The organism is Mesorhizobium sp. P2_F8 (assembly GCF_056403655.1).
In genome coordinates, this window is the sequence record NZ_JBFUFB010000008.1 from 74,495 (window position 1) to 93,021 (window position 18,527).

Consider the following 18,527-nt stretch of genomic DNA (forward strand, 5'->3'; position numbering starts at 1 on the left):
TAAGTCTTTACAAAATCAGAGGAAACCCTCGGAATCAATAAAGCTGTTTCGTTGCTCGATAGAAATTTTCTATCGAGCTTGGTCAGCCGCTATTATCTAGCCTAGCGGCGGGCGTGGAAATCGTCCGCCAGCGCCATCGCCTCGTCCAGCAGCGCCGAGACCAGTGGCGTGTGCGGCTCGCGCGGCGCAGCCACCAGGCCGACCGTGTGGCTGGCGTCCGGCTCGACGATCGGAATGGCCCGGATCGGTTCGGAAAAGCCGAATGTTTCCGCCAGGTTGAGCGGCATGATCGATGACCATTTGCCGGTGCGGATATGCGAAAACAGCACGATCATCGAATTGGATTCGAGTGTCGGCCGCACCTGCACCCCGGCCTCGGCCAGGTGCTGGTCGATGATGCGGCGGTTCTGCATGTCCGGCGTCAGCAGGCAGAGCGGCAGGCTGCTAAGCTCTGCCCATGTCACTTTGTCGCGGTCGGAATAGGGATTCCCCACCGCGGTGATCAGTTGATAGCGCTCGTCATAGAGCGGCACGCTGGTGACGCGCCCCAGCGGCTCGTTGTCGAGATAGGTGATGCCGGCATCGATGTCGAAATTGCCGAGCAGCGACAACACTTCGATGGAGGTCCGCGACAGCACCGAAAAGGTCACGCCGGGATGTTTTGCCCGAAAGGGGGTCGTCAGCCGCGCCACCATGGCCAGGGCGGTCGGAATTGCGGCAATGCGGATGCGACCAGACAGGCCGTGGCGCGCCGCCCGCATCTCTTCTCTCATGGTGCGGGTGTCGCCGACGATGCGACGCGCCCAGACCAATACTTGCTTGCCTTCGGGCGTCAGCCCCTGGAAGCGCGAGCCGCGCAGCACCAGCATCACGCCGAGCTGGCCCTCGAGCTGCTTGATGCCGGCCGACAGCGTCGGCTGGGTAACCCCGCACACTTCCGCCGCCCGGCCGAAATGCTCTTCCCTGGCCAGTGCGATGAAGAATTCCAGCTTGTCGATCATGGACGGAAGCTAGAGCATTTTGGCGTCCGCATAAATGCAACAGAACAAAAGCTTAGAACAAACCGCCGGCTCCAGGAAAACCGGCCAGGAGTGCCTGTTCCGGATCATGCGCCCGCCGCCTCTTCGAAAATGCGCAATAGCCTATTTGTCGACAAGGTTCAGGATGTTGCCGTCGGGATCCTTGAACCATGCCACCTTCATGCCGTAGCCGACATGCACGTCGCCCTCCAGCGTCAGGCCGGGCATCTCATAGTGCTCGAATGCGACACCCTTCGACCTCAACGACTTGACGATGGTCCCGATCTCGTCGCCGACTGTCCAGGTCACCGCCGTCGCCTTGTTGGTACCTGCGAATTGCGAATGATAGACATTGATCAGCGTGTCGCCGCTTTTGTAGACGATCAGTTCGCCACCCATATCATCCACCTGCTTGAGGCCCAGCGTCCCTTCGTAAAAGGCCTTTGCCCTGGCCAGGTCTTTCACCGCCACATTGGCAGTTGCGTTGCTGTTTGCGAGCATGATCGTCTCCTTCCCTGATTGCTCAACTCGATTGATTGCTCATGTCGATCCTTGAAATAGATCAGAGGGGCCGTTTGGCGATCGCCGGTTCGCAAAATGCCGGCTGCTCCGACACCGCCCGTCGTTTTTGCGGGCACACCAAGGCAGCTATTGCTCCACGGCTTGGTTCTGTCCGGAAACTGCACTATCTCAGGCCAAAGCTTGCATAAGGAAGAACTGATGTCCGTCACCAAGGAAATCGTCACCGAGCGCCTGAAGACGGTCAATGGCCCGGATTTCACCGGCAACATCGTTGACCTTGGCATGGTTTCCGAGATTTTCATCGCCGATTCCAAGGTCTTCTTCTCGATCACCGTTCCCGCCGCTCGCGCCCAGGAGATGGAACCGCTGCGGGCTGCTGCCGAGCGCGTCGTCAAGGCTATTCCCGGCGTTGCCGGTGCCGTCGTTGCACTGACGGCGGAAAAGAAAGGCGGCGGCATGGAAGCGCCGGTTCCATCGCGCCCCGCACCCAGGCCAGCGCCGCCGGCTGCCACCGCGCCGCGTGCCGCTTCGCACGCTCCGGCTTCGCACAGCCAGGGCAGGCGTGGCGTGCCAGGCATAGAAGCGATCATCGCCGTCGCTTCCGGCAAGGGTGGTGTCGGCAAGTCGACCACGGCCGTCAACATCGCTCTTGGCCTCGCCGCCAATGGTTTGCGCGTCGGCGTGCTCGACGCCGACATCTATGGCCCGTCTATGCCGCGACTGCTCAACATCCACGGCCGGCCGCAGACCGTCGACGGCAAGATCCTGAAACCGATGGAGAATTATGGGCTTAAAGTGATGTCGATGGGCTTCCTCGTCGATGAGGAGACACCGATGATCTGGCGCGGTCCGATGGTGATGTCGGCGCTGACGCAGATGCTGCGCGAGGTCGAATGGGGCCGGCTCGACGTGCTCGTCGTCGACATGCCGCCCGGCACCGGCGACGCACAACTGACCATGGCCCAGCAAGTCCCATTGGCCGGCGCCGTCATCGTCTCGACGCCGCAGGATCTGGCGCTGATCGATGCACGCAAGGGCCTGAACATGTTCAAGAAGGTCGACGTGCCGCTGCTCGGCATCGTCGAGAACATGAGCTATTTCATCGCTCCCGATACCGGCAAACGCTACGACATCTTCGGCCATGGCGGCGCGCGCCGCGAAGCCGAGCGTCTGGGCGTCACCTTCCTTGGCGAAGTGCCGCTCGAGATGGGCATTCGCGAAAGCTCGGATGCCGGTACGCCGGTGGTTGTCTCGAAGCCCGACGGCGCCGAGGCAAGGATCTACAGGGATATCGCTTCGAAGGTTTGGGACCGGATCAACGAAGAGCGTGGTGCGGCCGCCGACGCGGTGCCGAACATCGTGTTCGAGTAGTTTTTCGTTAGGTAGGCGCCGCCCCTCATTGTCCTGCAGGACATTTCTCCCCGGATAGTGACGGGGAGAAAGACACCGTCCTTGATGATTTCGCCAATCAGCGCGGGAGGAAGGGCGCCGACGTTGCGGCCAGTTCGCTTCTCCCCGTCACTATACGGGGAGAAGGTGCCGGCAGGCGGATGAGGGGCAGCGCTGGCCCCAGAGAAGCCAGGCGTCGTTCGAGCGAGGACGTAACCTAAGCCGCGCCAACCTTCTCGCCGAAGCTTGAAAAAAACTGTCCGGCCAGTTTCTTCGAGGTCGATTCTATCAGCCGGCTGCCGAGCTGCGCGATCTTGCCGCCGACATCGGCCTTGGCCGCGTATTTCAGCACCGTGGTATCCGGCCCATCCTCTGTCAGCGTCACGTCGGCGCCGCCCTTGGCAAAGCCGGCGATGCCGCCCTTGCCTTCGCCCTGGATGGTGTAGGAATGTGGCGGCTTGAGATTCTTGAGCGTCACCTCGCCGTTGAACGTCGCCTTGATCGGCCCGATCTTCACCACCACGGTCGCCGCCATCTCGGTCGGCGACTTCATCTCCAGGCTCTGGCAGCCGGGAATCGTCGCCTTCAAGACCTCGGGATCGTTCAGCGCTTCCCACACCTTTTGCAGGGGCGCGGCAATGCGCTCCTCGCCTTCGATCACCAAAGCCATGAAAACCTCCCTGACACGATTGATCGAAGCCGTAACGCACGGCTGCATGCATGTCTATCGCACCAAAGTCCGGATGCGACCCTGCGCCCTCTTGCCTGCTCCCGCGCGTTGCCATATCGATTTGTCTTACAAATACGGAGACCACGATGGCAGGCGCCCCCACCAGGAAGAAAAAATTTCGCTCGCAGGAGTGGTTCGACAATCCCGACAATCCGGGCATGACGGCGCTCTACCTGGAGCGCTACCTGAATTACGGCCTGACTCGGGCCGAACTGATGTCCGGCAAGCCGCTGATCGGCATCGCTCAGACCGGTTCGGATCTCTCGCCCTGCAACCGGCATCATATCGAGCTGGCCAAGCGCGTGCGCGAAGGCATCGTCTCGATGGGCGGCATTCCGTTCGAGTTCCCGTGCCATCCGATCCAGGAGACCGGTAAGCGGCCCACCGCCGCTCTTGACCGCAACCTTGCCTATCTCGGCCTAGTCGAGGTGCTGTACGGGTATCCGCTCGATGGCGTCGTGCTCACCATCGGCTGCGACAAGACAACGCCGGCCCTGCTGATGGCGGCAGCCACCGTCAACATCCCGGCGATCGCGCTGTCGGTCGGCCCGATGCTCAATGGCTGGCACAAGGGCAAGCGCACCGGCTCCGGCACCATCGTCTGGGAATCGCGCCAGCGCCTGTCGGCCGGCGAGATCGACTATGACGAGTTCATGGACATCGTCGCCTCTTCGGCGCCGTCCACCGGCTACTGCAACACCATGGGCACCGCCACGACGATGAACTCGCTGGCGGAGGCGCTTGGCATGCAATTGCCGGGCTCGGCCGCCATCCCCGCACCTTACCGCGAGCGCGGCCAGATCGCCTACGAGACCGGCAAACGTATCGTCGACATGGTGCATGAAGACCTCAAGCCGTCCGACATCATGACGAGAGAGGCTTTCGAGAACGCCATTGTCGTCAATTCGGCAATTGGCGGCTCGACCAACGCGCCTATCCATCTCAACGCTATCGCCCGCCATCTCGGCGTCAAGCTCGACAATGACGACTGGCAGACGGTCGGCCTCAATGTGCCGCTGCTGGTCAATCTGCAGCCGACGGGCGAATATCTGGGCGAGGATTACCATCATGCCGGCGGCGTGCCGGCGGTGATCGCTGAACTGATGAAGGGCGGACTGTTGCCGCATCCCGGTGCGCGCACGGTCAACGGCAAGTCTATCGGTGAGAATAGCGAGGGTGTCGCCAACGAGAACACCGACGTCATCCGCTCCGTTGCCGCGCCGCTGAAGGCCAATGCCGGCTTCATCAACCTCAAGGGCAATCTGTTCGATTCCGCGATCATGAAGACCAGCGGCATCTCGCCCGAATTCCGCGAGCGCTATCTCTCCAATCCGAAGGATCCCGAGGCTTTCGAAGGCAACGCCATGGTCTTCGACGGGCCCGAGGACTACCACGCCCGCATCGACGATCCGGCGCAAGGCATCGATGAACACACGATCCTGTTCATGCGTGGCGCCGGCCCGATCGGCTATCCCGGCGGCGCCGAGGTCGTCAACATGCAGCCGCCGGCCTATCTGATCAAGAAGGGCATCCATGCGCTCGCCTGCATCGGTGACGGCCGCCAGTCCGGCACGTCGGGTTCGCCTTCGATCCTCAACGCCTCGCCGGAAGCCGCGATCGGCGGCGGGTTGGCGCTGCTCAAGACGGGCGACCGTGTCCGCATCGACCTGCGCAAAGGCACGGCCGACATCCTCGTCACCGACGACGAGATCACCCGGCGGCGTGCTGAACTGCAGAACAATGGCGGATATGACTATCCCAAGCACCAGACGCCCTGGCAGGAGATCCAGCGCGGTATGGTTGCGCAGTTTTCAGAGGGAATGGTGCTGAAGCCGGCGGTGAAATACCAGGATGTCGCGCACACCAGAGGTGTCCCCAGGGATAATCACTGAGCGACATCTGTTCGTAGATGCGTACATAAACGACAAATGGCGGCTTGATCCGGATCAGGCCGCCGCCATCCTTGACAAGCCTGCGCGATGCATCCACCATCATGGCAAGGGGTGTATCGCGACGACCCCGTGAGGCGTCAGCCCAACGTTCGCGTCCAAGCTTCTTTTTCCAGGAGGTGGACGCCATGCCGTCAACAACCGCTATCACCGTATCGCAATTATCCCGTCTGATCGGTCTGCCAGGCGCGCCTGTCATCATCGATGTCCGTATCGATGAAGACTTCGACGCCGATCCACGCCTTCTGCCGGCCTCGAGCCGGCGCGATTTCAAGACTGTTTCGACCTGGGCCGCCGAATTCGCCGGCAAGCCAGTGACGGTCGTTTGCCAGAAAGGGCTGAAACTCTCGCAAGGTGTCGCCGCATGGCTGCGCCATGAGGGCATTTCCGCCGAAAGCCTCGACGGTGGGTTCGAAGCCTGGCGCGATGCAAAGGGACTTCTGGTTCGCACCGACACCTTGCCCTCACGCGACGAAAAGGGGCGCACCGTGTGGGTGACACGAGCCCGCCCGAAGGTGGATCGCATCGCTTGCCCCTGGCTGATCCGGCGTTTCGTCGATCCCCATGCGATCTTTCTGTTTGTCGAGCCGGCCGAAGTTCTTGCCGTGGCCGATCGCTTCCAGGCAGTGCCTTTCGACATCGACGATGTGTTCTGGAGCCATCGCGGCGAACGCTGCACCTTCGACACGATGATTGAGGAGTTCGGGCTGGAATCCGAGGCGCTCGATCGCCTTGCCCTGATCGTGCGCGCGGCCGACACCGCAAGCCTCGATCTTGTTCCCCAGGCTGCCGGCTTCCTGGCGGCTTCGCTTGGCCTGTCGCGTATGTTTCGCGACGACCTGGAACAGCTGGACGCAGGCATGCTGCTCTACGATGCGTTCTTTCGTTGGTGTCGTGACGCCACTGAAGAAACGCACAACTGGCCCAGTACAGGCGCGGGCAAACCGTCATGAGCGCGCTCGAGTCGCAAGATACCGTGGTCCAGGGCCCGGCTGCGCCGACCTTCACCGAAGCCATGAAACTCTGGGCAAAAATCGGGTTGCTCAGCTTCGGCGGGCCGGCCGGGCAGATCGCATTGATGCACAAGGAACTGGTCGAGGAGCGGCGCTGGATCGGCGAGCAGCGTTTCCTGCACGCTCTGAACTATTGCATGCTGCTGCCTGGCCCCGAAGCCCAGCAACTCGCCATCTATGTCGGTTGGCTGCTGCACAGGACGATCGGCGGCCTTGTCGCCGGCATCCTGTTCGTGGTGCCGGGCGCGCTCGTCATGCTCGTCCTGAGCAGCCTCTACGTGCTCTATGGCGACGTGCCGCTCGTCGAGGCGCTGTTTTTCGGGGTGAAAGCGGCGGTGCTTGCCATTGTCATCGAGGCGGTGATCCGGATCGGACGGCGTGCCCTGAAGAACAGGGTCATGGTGTCGATCGCCGTCTCGGCTTTCATCGCCATCTATGCGTTGAATGTACCGTTCCCGCTCATCGTCCTGCTCGCGGGCCTAACGGGATGGCTGGGAAACCGCATTGCTCCGGCGCTGTTTTCCGGCTCGGCACATGGCAAGGACGGTATTGCGGATAGCAAGGGAGCGGTCGACCTGATGTTCGAGCGCGGCGAACTGGCCCACCTCAGGCCGACGAAATGGCATGCGCCGCGCACGATTGCGATCTGGCTGCCGATCTGGTTCGGGCCTGTTCTGCTGATCTGGTGGCTTACCGGCTCTGCAAGCGTCTGGACCGAGATCGGCCGGTTCTTCAGTCTCATGGCGGTCGTCACCTTCGGCGGCGCCTACGCGGTGCTCGCTTATGTCGCCCAGGCAGCCGTCCAGTCCTTCGGCTGGCTCGCTCCCGGTGAAATGGTCGACGGTTTGGGCCTTGCCGAAACGACGCCGGGTCCGCTCATCCTGGTGTTGCAGTTCGTTGGCTTCATCGCCGCGTTCCGCCATCCCGGCTCGCTGGACCCGCTGCTTGCCGGATCGCTGGGGGCGTTACTGACCCTGTGGGTTACGTTCACGCCCTGCTTCTTCTGGATATTCCTCGGTGCGCCCTATATCGAGGCCCTGCGCGGCAACAAGGCCTTATCGGCAGCACTTGGCGCGATCACCGCCGCTGTTGTCGGGGTGATCATGAATCTGGCTCTGTGGTTCGCCCTGCACGTCATTTTCCATGAGGTACACGCGCTGGGCCTCGGGGTGAATGTGCCGGTATTTTCGTCGATCGACTGGCGCGCGGCGCTGCTTTCCTGTGCCGCCATGATCGCTATCCTGAAGTTTAGAATCGGCATGCTGCCGACGCTTGCCGGATCAGCCCTGGCCGGTGTCTTGCTGTTGGCGGCAAGTGGCTGACATGCACAACGGCAAGGCATAAAGCGCGTCGCGTGAACCCGTTTCAATGTGACGCGCTTTAGAGGTCACTGCCTTTGTATTCCGCTTGCGAACCACTTAAGTGGTTTGAAACGGATTGGAACATGATGGCGCCACGACGCTCTTCCCTTGGCTTCCTCGGAATGTTCGGCCGCTCGGGCGACTTGAGGCAGCTCGATGCGGCATTGCGTGGCGCCGACCTTCATCCCGCCCTCGTGCCGGAGGGCGTAAAACTGACAATCGTCAATCTGATGAAGGATCATTGGCCTGACGAGCCGCCCGGCCAAGCCTATGCAGACGTGGCGCGATTGTTCAGCTACTGCATCGCCGGACCGGAAGCCTTCGAACGATCCAACGGTCTTCAGAACAGGCTGGATGCAGAGCATCGGATCGAGGCCGCCCTTGAAACCGGCGACAGCTTGGATGCGCAAATCGTGCTGATGACGCTGCACGCCAAGCTGATCAATGCCGAAGTCGTCGAGCGCTATGGGCTGGTTGGCGACTGATTGTTCTGCGAGGGCCTACCCGCCCATGCTGCCGCGCGGCAGCTTGATCATCTCGCCAAAGCGGGCACGCAGCCTGTCGTCGATCAGCTTCGGCACRTGGCGCGGAAAGCGCTCGGCGAGCACGCGCTTCTTCTCGATGATCGCCCGTTGCAGGATGTCGGGCCGGCCCTTCTCATTCCATTCCTTGGGCGAAAATCGGTCGCCCACGGCCGGATAGAAATACTCGGTCTGCATCAGCCGCAGCGTCTGCTCGTTGCCGAGATAATGGCCCGGTCCCTTCAGGCAGACATCGGCGATGGTCTCGATCGACAGCGCCTCGTCGGTCACCTCGATGCCGCGCACGCAGCGCAGGCAGTGGCCGAGCATGTCGTTGTCGATGATCAGGCTCTCCAGGCAGAAACCGAGCAGCGAGGCGTGCATGCCGGCCGATTCGTAGACCAGGTTGAGCCCGGCAAGGCCGGCCATCACATCGGTAATGCCCTTTTCATAGCCGGACTGGATGTCGGGCAGTTTCGAATCCGTCATGCCCGCGGCCGAGCCGCCCGGCAGGTCGTAATATTGCGCCATCTGTGCGCAGGCCGCGGTCAGCACCGCCTGCTCGGCTGAACCGCCAGACATGGCGCCGGTCCTGAGATCCGACACGAATGGCCAGGTGCCGAAGATCGCCGGATGCCCCGGCTTGATGGCGTTGACATACATGAGGCCGACCAGCACTTCGGCCACCGCCTGCACCACCGCACCGGCAATCGCCGCCGGGGCCGTGGCACCGGCCTGTCCGGCCGACAGCAAGAGGATCGGAATGCCACCTTCGACGCAGGCCTCTAGCACGCCGCAGGCGTCCTCGGCGAACTTCATCGGCGGCACGACAAAGCAGTTGGAGTTCGAGACGAACGGCCGGGAGCGGAAGTTCTCCTCGCCGCCGGCAATGGCATAGAGCATTTCGAGCGCCGGCTGCACATTCTCGCGCACCGTGAACGAGGTGCCGACATGCTTCGACGTGCCCATCACGCAGGCATATAGCGTGTTGAAATCCATATCGAGCGGGTCGGGAATGTCGCGCGGCACCATCGGGCGCTGGAAGAAATGGATGTTGTCGAGCCCCTCGACGAGGCGGGCGGCGTCATAGATGTCCTGCAGCAGCGACTCGCGGTATTCGCGCTTTTCGACATCGACCAGATGCACGGCGGCGCCTGCCGTGCCGTAATGCACGCGCTTGCCCTTGATCAGCATGTCGTGCTTGGGGTCCTGGCCGTGCAGCGTGAAATGCCGCGCCGCTTTCTTGATCGTGTCGAGCACGAGCGCGCGGGGGAAGCGGATGCGGCCGTCATCGCCATAGCTGGCGCCGGCCTTAGTCAGGGCATCGATGCAGGAGGGTATGGCATTGGCGAAGCCAACCGTTTCCAGGAGCGTCAGCACGGCTTCGTGGATGCGTTCCTGGTCGTTCTCCGTCAGCGGCCCGTAGCTGCCGCCTTCGAGGCCGGCGCGCACCGGCTTGATGTCGTCGGCCAACGGTGCTGCCCGCATAGCGCGGCGCGCTTCGCGCCCGCCGGAGCGGCGCGAACGTTGATCCGCCGCCGCTTCCTGCTTTTCAAGAACTGACATGGAGACACTCCACCTTTCCGAGAAGCAGGGCGCGGCGGTTGGTCCACCATCGGCTGCTTCTTTCCCCTTTGTGCTCCGACTATGCCGCCGGCATTGGCCCAGCCTATGAGCCAGACGGTCCGGCTGCATATGCCAGGGCTAATGGAGCCGGAGCCACGTTGTGCGGCTCAGGCAAGGGGGTCGGGCGGTGGATCAGGCGGCGGCCGGCCTGCGTCCGGCGGCGGTGGCCAGTTCGCGGATGCCTGGCTCGATGTGCTGGAGCGCGATCGAGGAAATGCCCAGCCGCATGAAACGCGAAGGCTTTTCAGTGCGATCGAAGAAACGATCGCCCGGCTCGATGATGACGCTGCGTGAGGCGGCCGCCTCGGCCAGTCCGCGCGAATCGGTGCCGCGCGGCCCTTCAAGCCACAGCGATGTGCCGCCGGCCGAATCGGTCGAACGCCATTCCGGCAGGAAAGCGGAAATCGCATGGACCAGGCGCTTGCGCCGCTCGTCGAAGGCGCTCGACAGCCGCCGCACAAGTGCCTCGTGATGGCCGAGCGACAGGAACAGCGCGACGGCGCGCTGGTTGTTGGCAGGCGGATGGCGCAGCATGAAGCGGCGCAGCGCCCGGAGTTCCGAGATCAGTCCGGCCGAGGCGACGATGTAGCCGAGCCGCAGGCCTGGAGCCAGCGTCTTCGACATCGAGCCGACATAGACGACGCGGCCGGAGCGGTCGAGGCTCTTCAATGCCTGCTGCGGCGCCTCGTCGAGAAGCTGGCTGTCGTAGCCATCCTCGATGATGATCTGGTTGTAGCGGTTGGCCCGCGCCAGGAGATCCTGCCGCCGTTCCGCCGACAGCGGCACCATGGTCGGGCAATGATGGCTGGGTGTGACGAACACGAACCCGGAATCATTGGGAATAGAAGCGGTTACAATGCCGGACTGGTCGACCGGCACCGGCTGGATGTCGGCGCCCGCAAGGCGGAAGATCGAGCGTGCGTCGGGATAGCCGGGGTCCTCCATCGCCACCTTGGAGCCCTTGCCCATCAACAGCGTCGCCAGCATGTAGAGCGCGTTCTGGGCGCCCAGCGTGACGATGATTTCGTCGGGATTGGCGAAGATGCCGCGCCGCGGCAACAGCCGCGCCTGGATCTGTTCGATCAGCAACGGATCGTCGCGATCGACCATGTCGGACGCCCAGTTGCGGATTTCGAGCACGGCAAGCGCCATGCGGTTGCACTCGCGCCACTCGGCGGTCGGGAACAGCGCCGGGTCGAACTGGCCGTAGACGAAGGGGTAGGACGACTTGATCCAGTTCTCGTGCTTGGCCGGCGGCGGCATGTCGCTTGCGGCGATCTTGCGGCGTGCCTTCCAGTCGATCTCGTTGGCCTGGTCGGGCGCCTTCTGATGCGGCTTGGCTGGTGTCGCCAACACATCGGGATTGACGAAATGGCCGCGCCGTTCGCGTGCCACCAGGAAGCCTTGGTCGACGAGCTGCTGGAAGGCCAGCACCACGGTTCCGCGCGCCACGCCGAGCTTTTCGGCCAGGATCCGGCAAGAGGGGAGCGGCATCGAAGCGGCGATCTGGCGGTCGAGAATGGCGGCCACGATGGCTTGGCGGATCTGTGCCTGCAGGGTCTGGCCGGATTCGGCCGAAATCCGGAACAGGCCGGACCATATCGCCGTGTCGTTTCGCTGTGGCATGGAAGATGTTCCTCGATGGCCAGCTTTTTTCGCTTGGCTGGACCAGTCGAATGTAACGGTGGCACAAGGGGTTGCGCCAATCAATTTTTCTGATCGTTGGGATTTATGCCAGTGATCCTTCGGCGGAAAATCCGGCACTCCGCCCACCTCAGGACGCACCTGCATCGTCGCCGCGTGACGATTCGCGTCATCGCCCGCGTATTGACCGTACAGAATTCGGCTCACTAGTTTTGGCGCGACGACACGCGCCGGAAACATCCGGTCTGATATGGTGCGTCGAAAACGCCAGGAGTCCCGCCAGTGGATCAGTCAGCCTTCCAGAAACAGCTCGCAGCCTTGCGCGATCATCGCGCCGCGGCGCCAGCCAGCATGCGCCAGGCCTTCGCCGCCGATCCGCAGCGGTTCAAGACATTCTCCGCCACCGACGGCGACCTGTTGCTCGACTGGTCGAAATGCGCGGTCGACGCGCTCACCATGGACCTGCTGGAGAAACTTGCCAGGGCAGCCGATCTCGAAGGCCGCCGGGCGGCGATGTTCGCCGGCAAGAAGATCAACGTCACCGAAGACCGTGCCGTGCTGCACACGGCGCTGCGCAACCTGACCGGCAAGGGCGTCACCGTCGATGGCCAGGACGTCAAGGCGGACGTCACTGCCGTGCTCGACGCGATGGGCGCCTTTGCCGATGCCGTGCGCTCCGGCAAGGCAGCCGGCGCCACCGGCAAGAAAATCACCGACATCGTCAACATCGGCATCGGCGGTTCCGATCTCGGCCCGGCCATGGCGACGCTGGCGCTGGCCCCCTATCATGACGGGCCGCGCGCGCACTATGTCTCCAACATCGACGGCGCCCATATCCACGACACGCTGAAGGGCCTGTCGGCCGAAACCACGCTTTTCATCATCGCCTCCAAGACCTTTACCACCGTCGAGACGATGACCAATGCCGAGACGGCGCGCAAATGGGTGCAGAAGGCGCTCGGCAAGGAAGCCGTCGGCAAGCATTTCGCCGCCGTCTCGACCGCGCTCGAGCTGGTGGCCAAGTTCGGCATCGAATCGGATCGCGTCTTCGGCTTCTGGGACTGGGTCGGCGGCCGCTATTCGGTCTGGGGGGCGATCGGCCTGCCGGTGATGATCGCGGTCGGGCCGCGGAATTTTCGCGCCTTCCTCGATGGGGCGCATGAGATGGACGAGCATTTCCGCACCGCGCCGGTGCAGGAGAACCTGCCGGCGCTGCTGGGGCTGGTCGGCTGGTGGCATCGCGTGATCTGCGGATATCCCGCGCGTGCCGTCATTCCCTATGACCAGCGCCTGTCCCGGCTGCCGGCCTATCTGCAGCAGCTCGACATGGAATCAAACGGCAAGAGCGTCACCCTCGAAGGCGTTGCGGTGACGACCCCGACCGGACCGCTGGTCTGGGGCGAGCCTGGCACCAACGGCCAGCATGCCTTCTTCCAGCTGTTGCATCAGGGCACCGATTTCATCCCGGTCGAATTCCTCGCCGCGGCCGTCGGCCACGAGCCGGACCTCAAGCATCAGCATGATCTGCTGCTCGCCAACTGCCTGGCGCAGTCGGAAGCGTTGATGAAGGGCCGCACGCTGGAGGAGGCGCGCGCCCAGATGCTGGCTAAGGGCATGAAGCCGGCCGAGGTCGACAAGATCGCCCCGCACCGCGTCTTCTCCGGCAACCGGCCCTCGCTGACCATCCTCTACCGCAAGCTCGACCCGCGCACCTTCGGCCGGCTGATCGCGCTCTACGAGCATCGCGTCTTCGTCGAAGGCACTTTGTTCAACATCAATTCCTTCGACCAGTGGGGCGTCGAGCTCGGCAAGGAACTGGCCACCGGCCTCTTGCCTGTCGTGGAGGGCAAGGAAAGTGCCGCGAAGCGGGATGCATCGACCGCTGGCCTGGTGGGATACATCCAGCATTTGCGTGGTTCGGAGTGAGCAGTTTGGCAGACATCAAGGGCATATTGTTCGACAAGGATGGGACGCTTGTCGACTTCAACGCGACCTGGCTCGGCATTGCCGACTTCATGGCTATGGATGCCGCCGAGGGCGATCGCTGGAAGGCCGACAGGCTGCTTTCGGCGGCGGGTTTCGATTTCGTCAACAAGCGGTTCAGGCCCGATTCGATCTTTGCCTCGGGCACCAACATGGATGTCGTCGAACTGTGGTTCCCGCGCCTGTCCGACGAGGACCAGATGCTGGCCGTCGCCCGCTTCAACGAAATCACGTCCGTGCAAGGCTCGTCGATGGCGGTGGCGCTGCCCGGCATCGTCGAAACGCTGACAGTGCTGCACAAGCGATCCTACCGGCTCGGCGTTGCTACCAACGATTCAACCAGCGGCGCGGAGAAGACGATGGTCACGCTTGGCGTCGCCCAGCTCTTCGACGCTGCCTATGGCTATGACGCGGTGGCCAATCCGAAACCGGCGCCGGACACGATCTTCGCCTTCTGCGACCTGACCGGGCTGAAGCCGGTGCAAATCGCCATGGTCGGCGACAATCGCCACGACCTGGAGATGGCGCGAGCCGGCGGCTGCGGGCTGGCGATCGGCGTGCTCTCCGGAACCGGCACACCTGAATCGCTGTCGTCGATCGCCGATATCGTGCTGGATTCGGTTGCCGATCTGCCGGATTTTCTGTCGGCGCGGGTCAAGGAAACGATCTGACGGGGGAAGCTGTTTCTTCCTGGCATCGGACGCCTTCCGTGGCCTACTCGACCACCACCTGGATACAGTTGATGGTCGTGTTCTCGATTGCCGTCAGCTTGGTCAGCAGATCCAGGCGGATCATCTCGACAATCCGGTTCGGAAGAACACCTTCCACCGTCAGCCGAATATCGTGCCAGCCCTCAACATAGCGCACGGTGACGCCCTCAACGCACAGGCGATAGACACGATGCTCGTCCGTAATTTCAGGCATCTTCGAATGAGGCACGTCGGGCGTGTACAATGTTTCGAGCAAGTCCATTCGAGGATTGAGGCCGAGATGGCTAAGATGCCTGGCTCGAAAACCGTCACTATCCTCCGGCCTGCCGCTGGCGCGATCCGAAAGACGGCGGCGAAGCCAAAAAAGATGATTTTGACATCCATCATCTCGAACGAATGCAAATCGTGGCCAGAGCCGTTTGGTGAGGCGTTCCCAGCGGCCCGTATGGAGCTCCAGGCGCCAATCGTCGATGTTCTCGACCGCGGCAGGCCATTGCGGCCCGATGAGAAGCCCGCTGCGAACCAGGAGTGCACTACCATCTTCGACTAGTTCCGAAGAGTGTTTGTATATCCACGGCGGAGTTTCACCGGTCGTATCAAAGCGACCAACGCCATAGTTCGTTGTGTCCAAAACAAGCACTTGCGCCTTTTGACCACGAACATTCGGATAAGATAGGTTCCCAACGATAAATATACGGTCGCCGACAAGATTTGCCGTGTGGGAGTCGGTGGGCGGGAAAACGTCGTCCGAGTAGCCGAAAATCTCGGTTCCGCCCCCAGGATGCCTAACGATTACATCGTTGTAGATGTAGAAGTCTGCATCGTACCAATCTTCATACTCGCCGCCGATCCTGACAAGGCGGCCGTCAGGCAGCGTGGTTTCAGTGCGCCCGTACCGGCTGAAGCTCCAGCACGGTCCGACATCTTCTGAACGCGGGCCGTTGAACGTCTTGTTTAGGGAGTAACCGCTGAGACCCTGTTCAATTGCCCATACCCAGACCGGGTTGGTCATAGGCTCGGGATTGCCGGAACCTCGACTGGGCGAACGAAACTGCGAAAACAGGGATGGGTCAATGTGGGCAGGTACGGGTGTTTTGATCAAAGTGAAGCGGGGCTAGCAAGGCTTCCATATCGAGCCGATACCCCATAACTGGACTATAGCTTCCATAGAATCGTCTGCAAAGGGTCGAACTCAGTCATTCGAGTGATTTGGTTTGAGGGGGGTCGGCGCTCTTCCGCCTCAAACGAGAAGACACCGCTCGGCTTGGTCGGGGCACCTTTCGCGTCGCCGAAATCCGGCACCTGATATTCGGCGTGCAACCGCAGCCGGGAAAGAGGCAGATCGTTGCGGCGGGGATCGCCGACCAGCACCTCAATGCCGGCTGCCAGGCAGCGATCGAGGAACGGGATAACCCTCAAAGCAACCTCGTGGCCGTAAAACACATCGCCGGCGAGCACGAGGTCGACCGCCGGCGGCGGGCCCGTGGTGATATCCTTGTCGACAATGGTGATCTCGACGCCGTTGGCCGCGGCGTTGAGGCCGATCGCGGCAACGCCATTACGATCGATCTCCGCGGCGATCACCGCGCTCGCCCCGGCCTTGGCCGCGGCAATGCCGACAAGGCCCGAACCGGCGCCGAGGTCGAGCACGCGGCGACCGGCCACGGTTTGTGGATGGTCGAGTATATAGCGTGCAAGAACGGCGCCGCCGGCCCAGGCATAAGCCCAGTAGGGCGGCTGCGGATCGGGTCCATCCTCATCCGCCTCGGCCGTGTCGTCATCATCGTCGAAGCTTTGCCGCGGATCGATAAGCCGCCTCAGGCCACTCCCCGGATGAGGCGTATAAAGCCGGATTTCGGGAAGCGACGGCACCGGGGCGATGCGCATGTTCGCCTTGATGAACTCGGTCGGGTCAGGACGGCAAGGTGCATCCACGGCGCCCAGGCCGTCGGCTGCCGTCATTCGCGCAGCGCCCGCCGCAGGATCTTGCCGACCGGCGTCTTCGGCAGCTCGGTCCGGAATTCGATGTATTTGGGCCGCTTGTAGCCGGTGAGGTTCTCGCGGCAATAGGCGGTGAGCGTCTCTGCGGTCAGCGCCGGGTCCTTCCTGACCACGAACAGCTTCGGCACTTCGCCCGAATGCTCGTCCGGCACGCCGATCGCCGCCACTTCGAGCACGCCCGGATGCATCGCCACGACTTCCTCGAGCTCGTTCGGATAGACGTTGAAGCCCGAGACCAGGATCATGTCCTTCTTGCGGTCGACGATCTTGGTGTAGCCACGCTCGTCCATGAAGCCCATGTCGCCGGATTTGAAATAGCCGTCCTTGGTCATCACCTTGGCGGTCTCATCCGGCCGGTTCCAGTAGCCCGCCATCACTTGCGGCCCCCGGATGCAGATTTCGCCGACCTCGCCGAGTGGCAGATTGTTGCCGTCGTCGTCACGGATGGCGATCTCCGTCGACGGCAGCGGCAGGCCGATGGTGCCGGTGAAGTCGCTGGCGCTGAACTTGTTGGCGGTGGCCACCGGCGAGGTTTCCGACAACCCGTAGCCTTCGGTCACCGGACAGCCGGTCAGCGCCTTCCAGCGCTCGGCAACGCCCTTCTGCACCGCCATGCCGCCGCCCAGCGTCAGCACCAGCGGCTTGAAGTCGAGCTTGCGGAAGTCCTCATTGTTGAGCAGGGCGTTGAACAGCGTGTTCAAGCCCGGAAAGATGTGGATCGGATATTTCTGCAGTTCCTTGACGAAGCCGGGAATGTCGCGCGGGTTGGGAATGAGCACATTACGCGCACCTTGCTGCATGCCCATCAGCGCGTTCACCGTCAGCGCGAAGATATGATAGAGCGGCAGGGCGCAGATAAAGTTCGGATGCGCTGGTTTCGGCTTGATCGTATAGGCGTCTTCCATCCACTGCGCGTTCTGCACGACATTGGCTAGCACGTTGCTGTGCAGCAGCGTTGCGCCCTTCGAGACGCCCGTGGTGCCACCCGTATATTGCAGGAAGGCGACATCGTCGGCCGCCACCTTGGCTGGCTTGAAGCCGCCGCCGCCGGCCTTCACGGCCGCGTTGAACTTGACATGGCCGGGCAGCGACCATGCCGGCACCATCTTCTTCACCCGGCGCACGACGAAATTGACGATCGTGCCCTTCAGTCCGCCGAGCATGTCTCCCATCGCGGCGACCACGACATGCTTGACCGCGGTTCTGGAGATGACCGCCTGCAAGGTGCTGGCGAAGTTCTCCAGGATGACGATGGCTTGTGCACCGGAATCCTTGAGCTGGTGCTCCAGTTCGCGCGGTGTGTAGAGCGGATTGATGTTCACCACGACATAGCCGGCGCGCAAGACGGCCATCATCGCCACCGGATATTGCAGCACGTTGGGCATCATTAGGGCGACGCGTGCGCCCTTTTGCAGTCCCTTCGATTGCAGGTATGCGCCGAAGGCCGCCGACAGCCGTTCGACATCGGCATAGCTGATGGACTTGTCCATGCAGGTAAAGGCGGGCTGGGCGGAAAATTGCTTGCAGGCGGCGACCAGGAAATCGCCGATCGAGCTGTAGGGCAAGGCGCCGATTTCAGCTGGTACGCTTTTCGGATAGCTTTTGAGCCATGGCTTTTCCGGCAGCCCGGCAGTCAGCGCCGTCAGCGCCTCCGGCAATCGCGAGGCCGCGGCCGGCTTCGCCGCCGGTGCGGCCTTCGCCGCTGCAGCCGTCGTCGCGGGCTTGGCGGCGGGCTTGGCCGCGGACGCCGGCTTTCCGACGGCAGGCTTGGCCTTGGCCGCCGGCTTTGCACTTGCCTGCACCGGCACAGGTGCCGCCTTCGGCTTGGCCGCGGCGGCTTCGGCAACGGGCGCTTTCGGCTTGACCGCGCCGGCGGCTGCCTTGGCAGCCGTCTTGGCTTTCACCGACGCCGTCGTCTTTGATGTTTTTGCCACCCGTTCCTCCCTGGATAATTCTTGTTCGTCCGTGCCGCGCTCGCCCCGAATTGACAGAGACGTCCCCCCGCTGCGGCCTAGGATATCTTCTATGTATTGCCTCTATCGGCGGCGGTGCAAGTCTT

At 62.6% G+C, this 18,527-nt stretch carries 15 protein-coding genes; 7 read left to right on the forward strand and 8 right to left on the reverse strand.

The window, feature by feature from the left end:
* Positions 1-101: 101 nt before the first annotated feature.
* Both AC1DZP_RS20455 and AC1DZP_RS20460 read right to left on the reverse strand, forming a co-directional pair.
* Entirely contained in the window at positions 102-1,001 is a 900-nt protein-coding gene (locus AC1DZP_RS20455; RefSeq protein WP_095082623.1) for a LysR family transcriptional regulator, read from the reverse strand.
* A 141-nt stretch (positions 1,002-1,142) separates the two neighbouring features.
* The gene (locus tag AC1DZP_RS20460; protein ID WP_095084288.1) at positions 1,143-1,520 is read right to left on the reverse strand and encodes a VOC family protein; all 378 of its coding nucleotides are present in this window, start codon (positions 1,518-1,520) and stop codon (positions 1,143-1,145) included.
* A 216-nt stretch (positions 1,521-1,736) separates the two neighbouring features.
* On the opposite strand from AC1DZP_RS20460, the gene AC1DZP_RS20465 reads away from it, so the two are divergent.
* The gene (locus AC1DZP_RS20465; protein ID WP_477305269.1) at positions 1,737-2,912 is read left to right on the forward strand and encodes an Mrp/NBP35 family ATP-binding protein; all 1,176 of its coding nucleotides are present in this window, start codon (positions 1,737-1,739) and stop codon (positions 2,910-2,912) included.
* A 235-nt stretch (positions 2,913-3,147) separates the two neighbouring features.
* Here the strand turns inward: AC1DZP_RS20465 and AC1DZP_RS20470 are convergent, their stop codons facing one another.
* Complete coding sequence (locus AC1DZP_RS20470; protein ID WP_184877311.1) at positions 3,148-3,600, reverse strand: SRPBCC family protein; 453 nt, start codon at positions 3,598-3,600, stop codon at positions 3,148-3,150.
* A 146-nt stretch (positions 3,601-3,746) separates the two neighbouring features.
* Between AC1DZP_RS20470 and AC1DZP_RS20475 the strand changes: the two genes are divergently transcribed.
* From AC1DZP_RS20475 to AC1DZP_RS20490, 4 genes are all read left to right on the forward strand, one after another.
* Complete coding sequence (locus AC1DZP_RS20475; RefSeq protein WP_477304937.1) at positions 3,747-5,552, forward strand: IlvD/Edd family dehydratase; 1,806 nt, start codon at positions 3,747-3,749, stop codon at positions 5,550-5,552.
* 185 nt (positions 5,553-5,737) lie between these two features.
* Positions 5,738-6,562, forward strand: a complete 825-nt coding sequence (locus AC1DZP_RS20480) for a chromate resistance protein ChrB domain-containing protein (RefSeq protein ID WP_477304939.1) — start codon at positions 5,738-5,740, stop codon at positions 6,560-6,562.
* Complete coding sequence (chrA, locus tag AC1DZP_RS20485) at positions 6,559-7,944, forward strand: chromate efflux transporter (RefSeq protein ID WP_477304941.1); 1,386 nt, start codon at positions 6,559-6,561, stop codon at positions 7,942-7,944. Before AC1DZP_RS20480 ends, chrA begins: the two co-directional genes overlap by 4 nt.
* Before the next feature lie 125 nt (positions 7,945-8,069).
* Positions 8,070-8,468: a hypothetical protein gene (locus AC1DZP_RS20490; protein ID WP_477305271.1), complete on the forward strand. Its 399-nt coding sequence runs from the start codon at positions 8,070-8,072 to the stop codon at positions 8,466-8,468.
* A gap of 15 nt (positions 8,469-8,483) precedes the next feature.
* On the opposite strand, the gene AC1DZP_RS20495 is transcribed toward AC1DZP_RS20490, so the two are convergent.
* On the reverse strand, positions 8,484-10,070 hold the full coding sequence (locus tag AC1DZP_RS20495) for a trimethylamine methyltransferase family protein (protein ID WP_477304943.1): 1,587 nt from the start codon (positions 10,068-10,070) through the stop codon (positions 8,484-8,486).
* Between the two features lie 192 nt (positions 10,071-10,262).
* Entirely contained in the window at positions 10,263-11,756 is a 1,494-nt protein-coding gene (pdxR, locus tag AC1DZP_RS20500) for a MocR-like pyridoxine biosynthesis transcription factor PdxR (RefSeq protein ID WP_457152471.1), read from the reverse strand.
* 300 nt (positions 11,757-12,056) lie between these two features.
* On the opposite strand from pdxR, the gene pgi reads away from it, so the two are divergent.
* Positions 12,057-13,700: a glucose-6-phosphate isomerase gene (pgi, locus tag AC1DZP_RS20505; protein ID WP_477304945.1), complete on the forward strand. Its 1,644-nt coding sequence runs from the start codon at positions 12,057-12,059 to the stop codon at positions 13,698-13,700.
* A gap of 5 nt (positions 13,701-13,705) precedes the next feature.
* Positions 13,706-14,428 (forward strand): HAD family hydrolase, encoded by a 723-nt coding sequence (locus tag AC1DZP_RS20510; RefSeq protein ID WP_477304947.1) that lies wholly within the window; start codon positions 13,706-13,708, stop codon positions 14,426-14,428.
* Between the two features lie 43 nt (positions 14,429-14,471).
* On the opposite strand, the gene AC1DZP_RS20515 is transcribed toward AC1DZP_RS20510, so the two are convergent.
* The 3 genes from AC1DZP_RS20515 to AC1DZP_RS20525 all read right to left on the reverse strand — a co-directional run bounded on the left by AC1DZP_RS20515 (position 14,472) and on the right by AC1DZP_RS20525 (position 18,402).
* A complete protein-coding gene (locus AC1DZP_RS20515) occupies positions 14,472-15,479 on the reverse strand; it encodes a hypothetical protein (RefSeq protein WP_477304949.1) in 1,008 nt (335 codons plus the stop codon).
* Between the two features lie 143 nt (positions 15,480-15,622).
* Complete coding sequence (locus AC1DZP_RS20520; RefSeq protein WP_477304951.1) at positions 15,623-16,429, reverse strand: class I SAM-dependent methyltransferase; 807 nt, start codon at positions 16,427-16,429, stop codon at positions 15,623-15,625.
* Entirely contained in the window at positions 16,426-18,402 is a 1,977-nt protein-coding gene (locus AC1DZP_RS20525; RefSeq protein WP_477304953.1) for a long-chain-fatty-acid--CoA ligase, read from the reverse strand. The genes AC1DZP_RS20520 and AC1DZP_RS20525 overlap by 4 nt, the downstream gene beginning before the upstream one ends.
* Positions 18,403-18,527 lie beyond the last annotated feature (125 nt).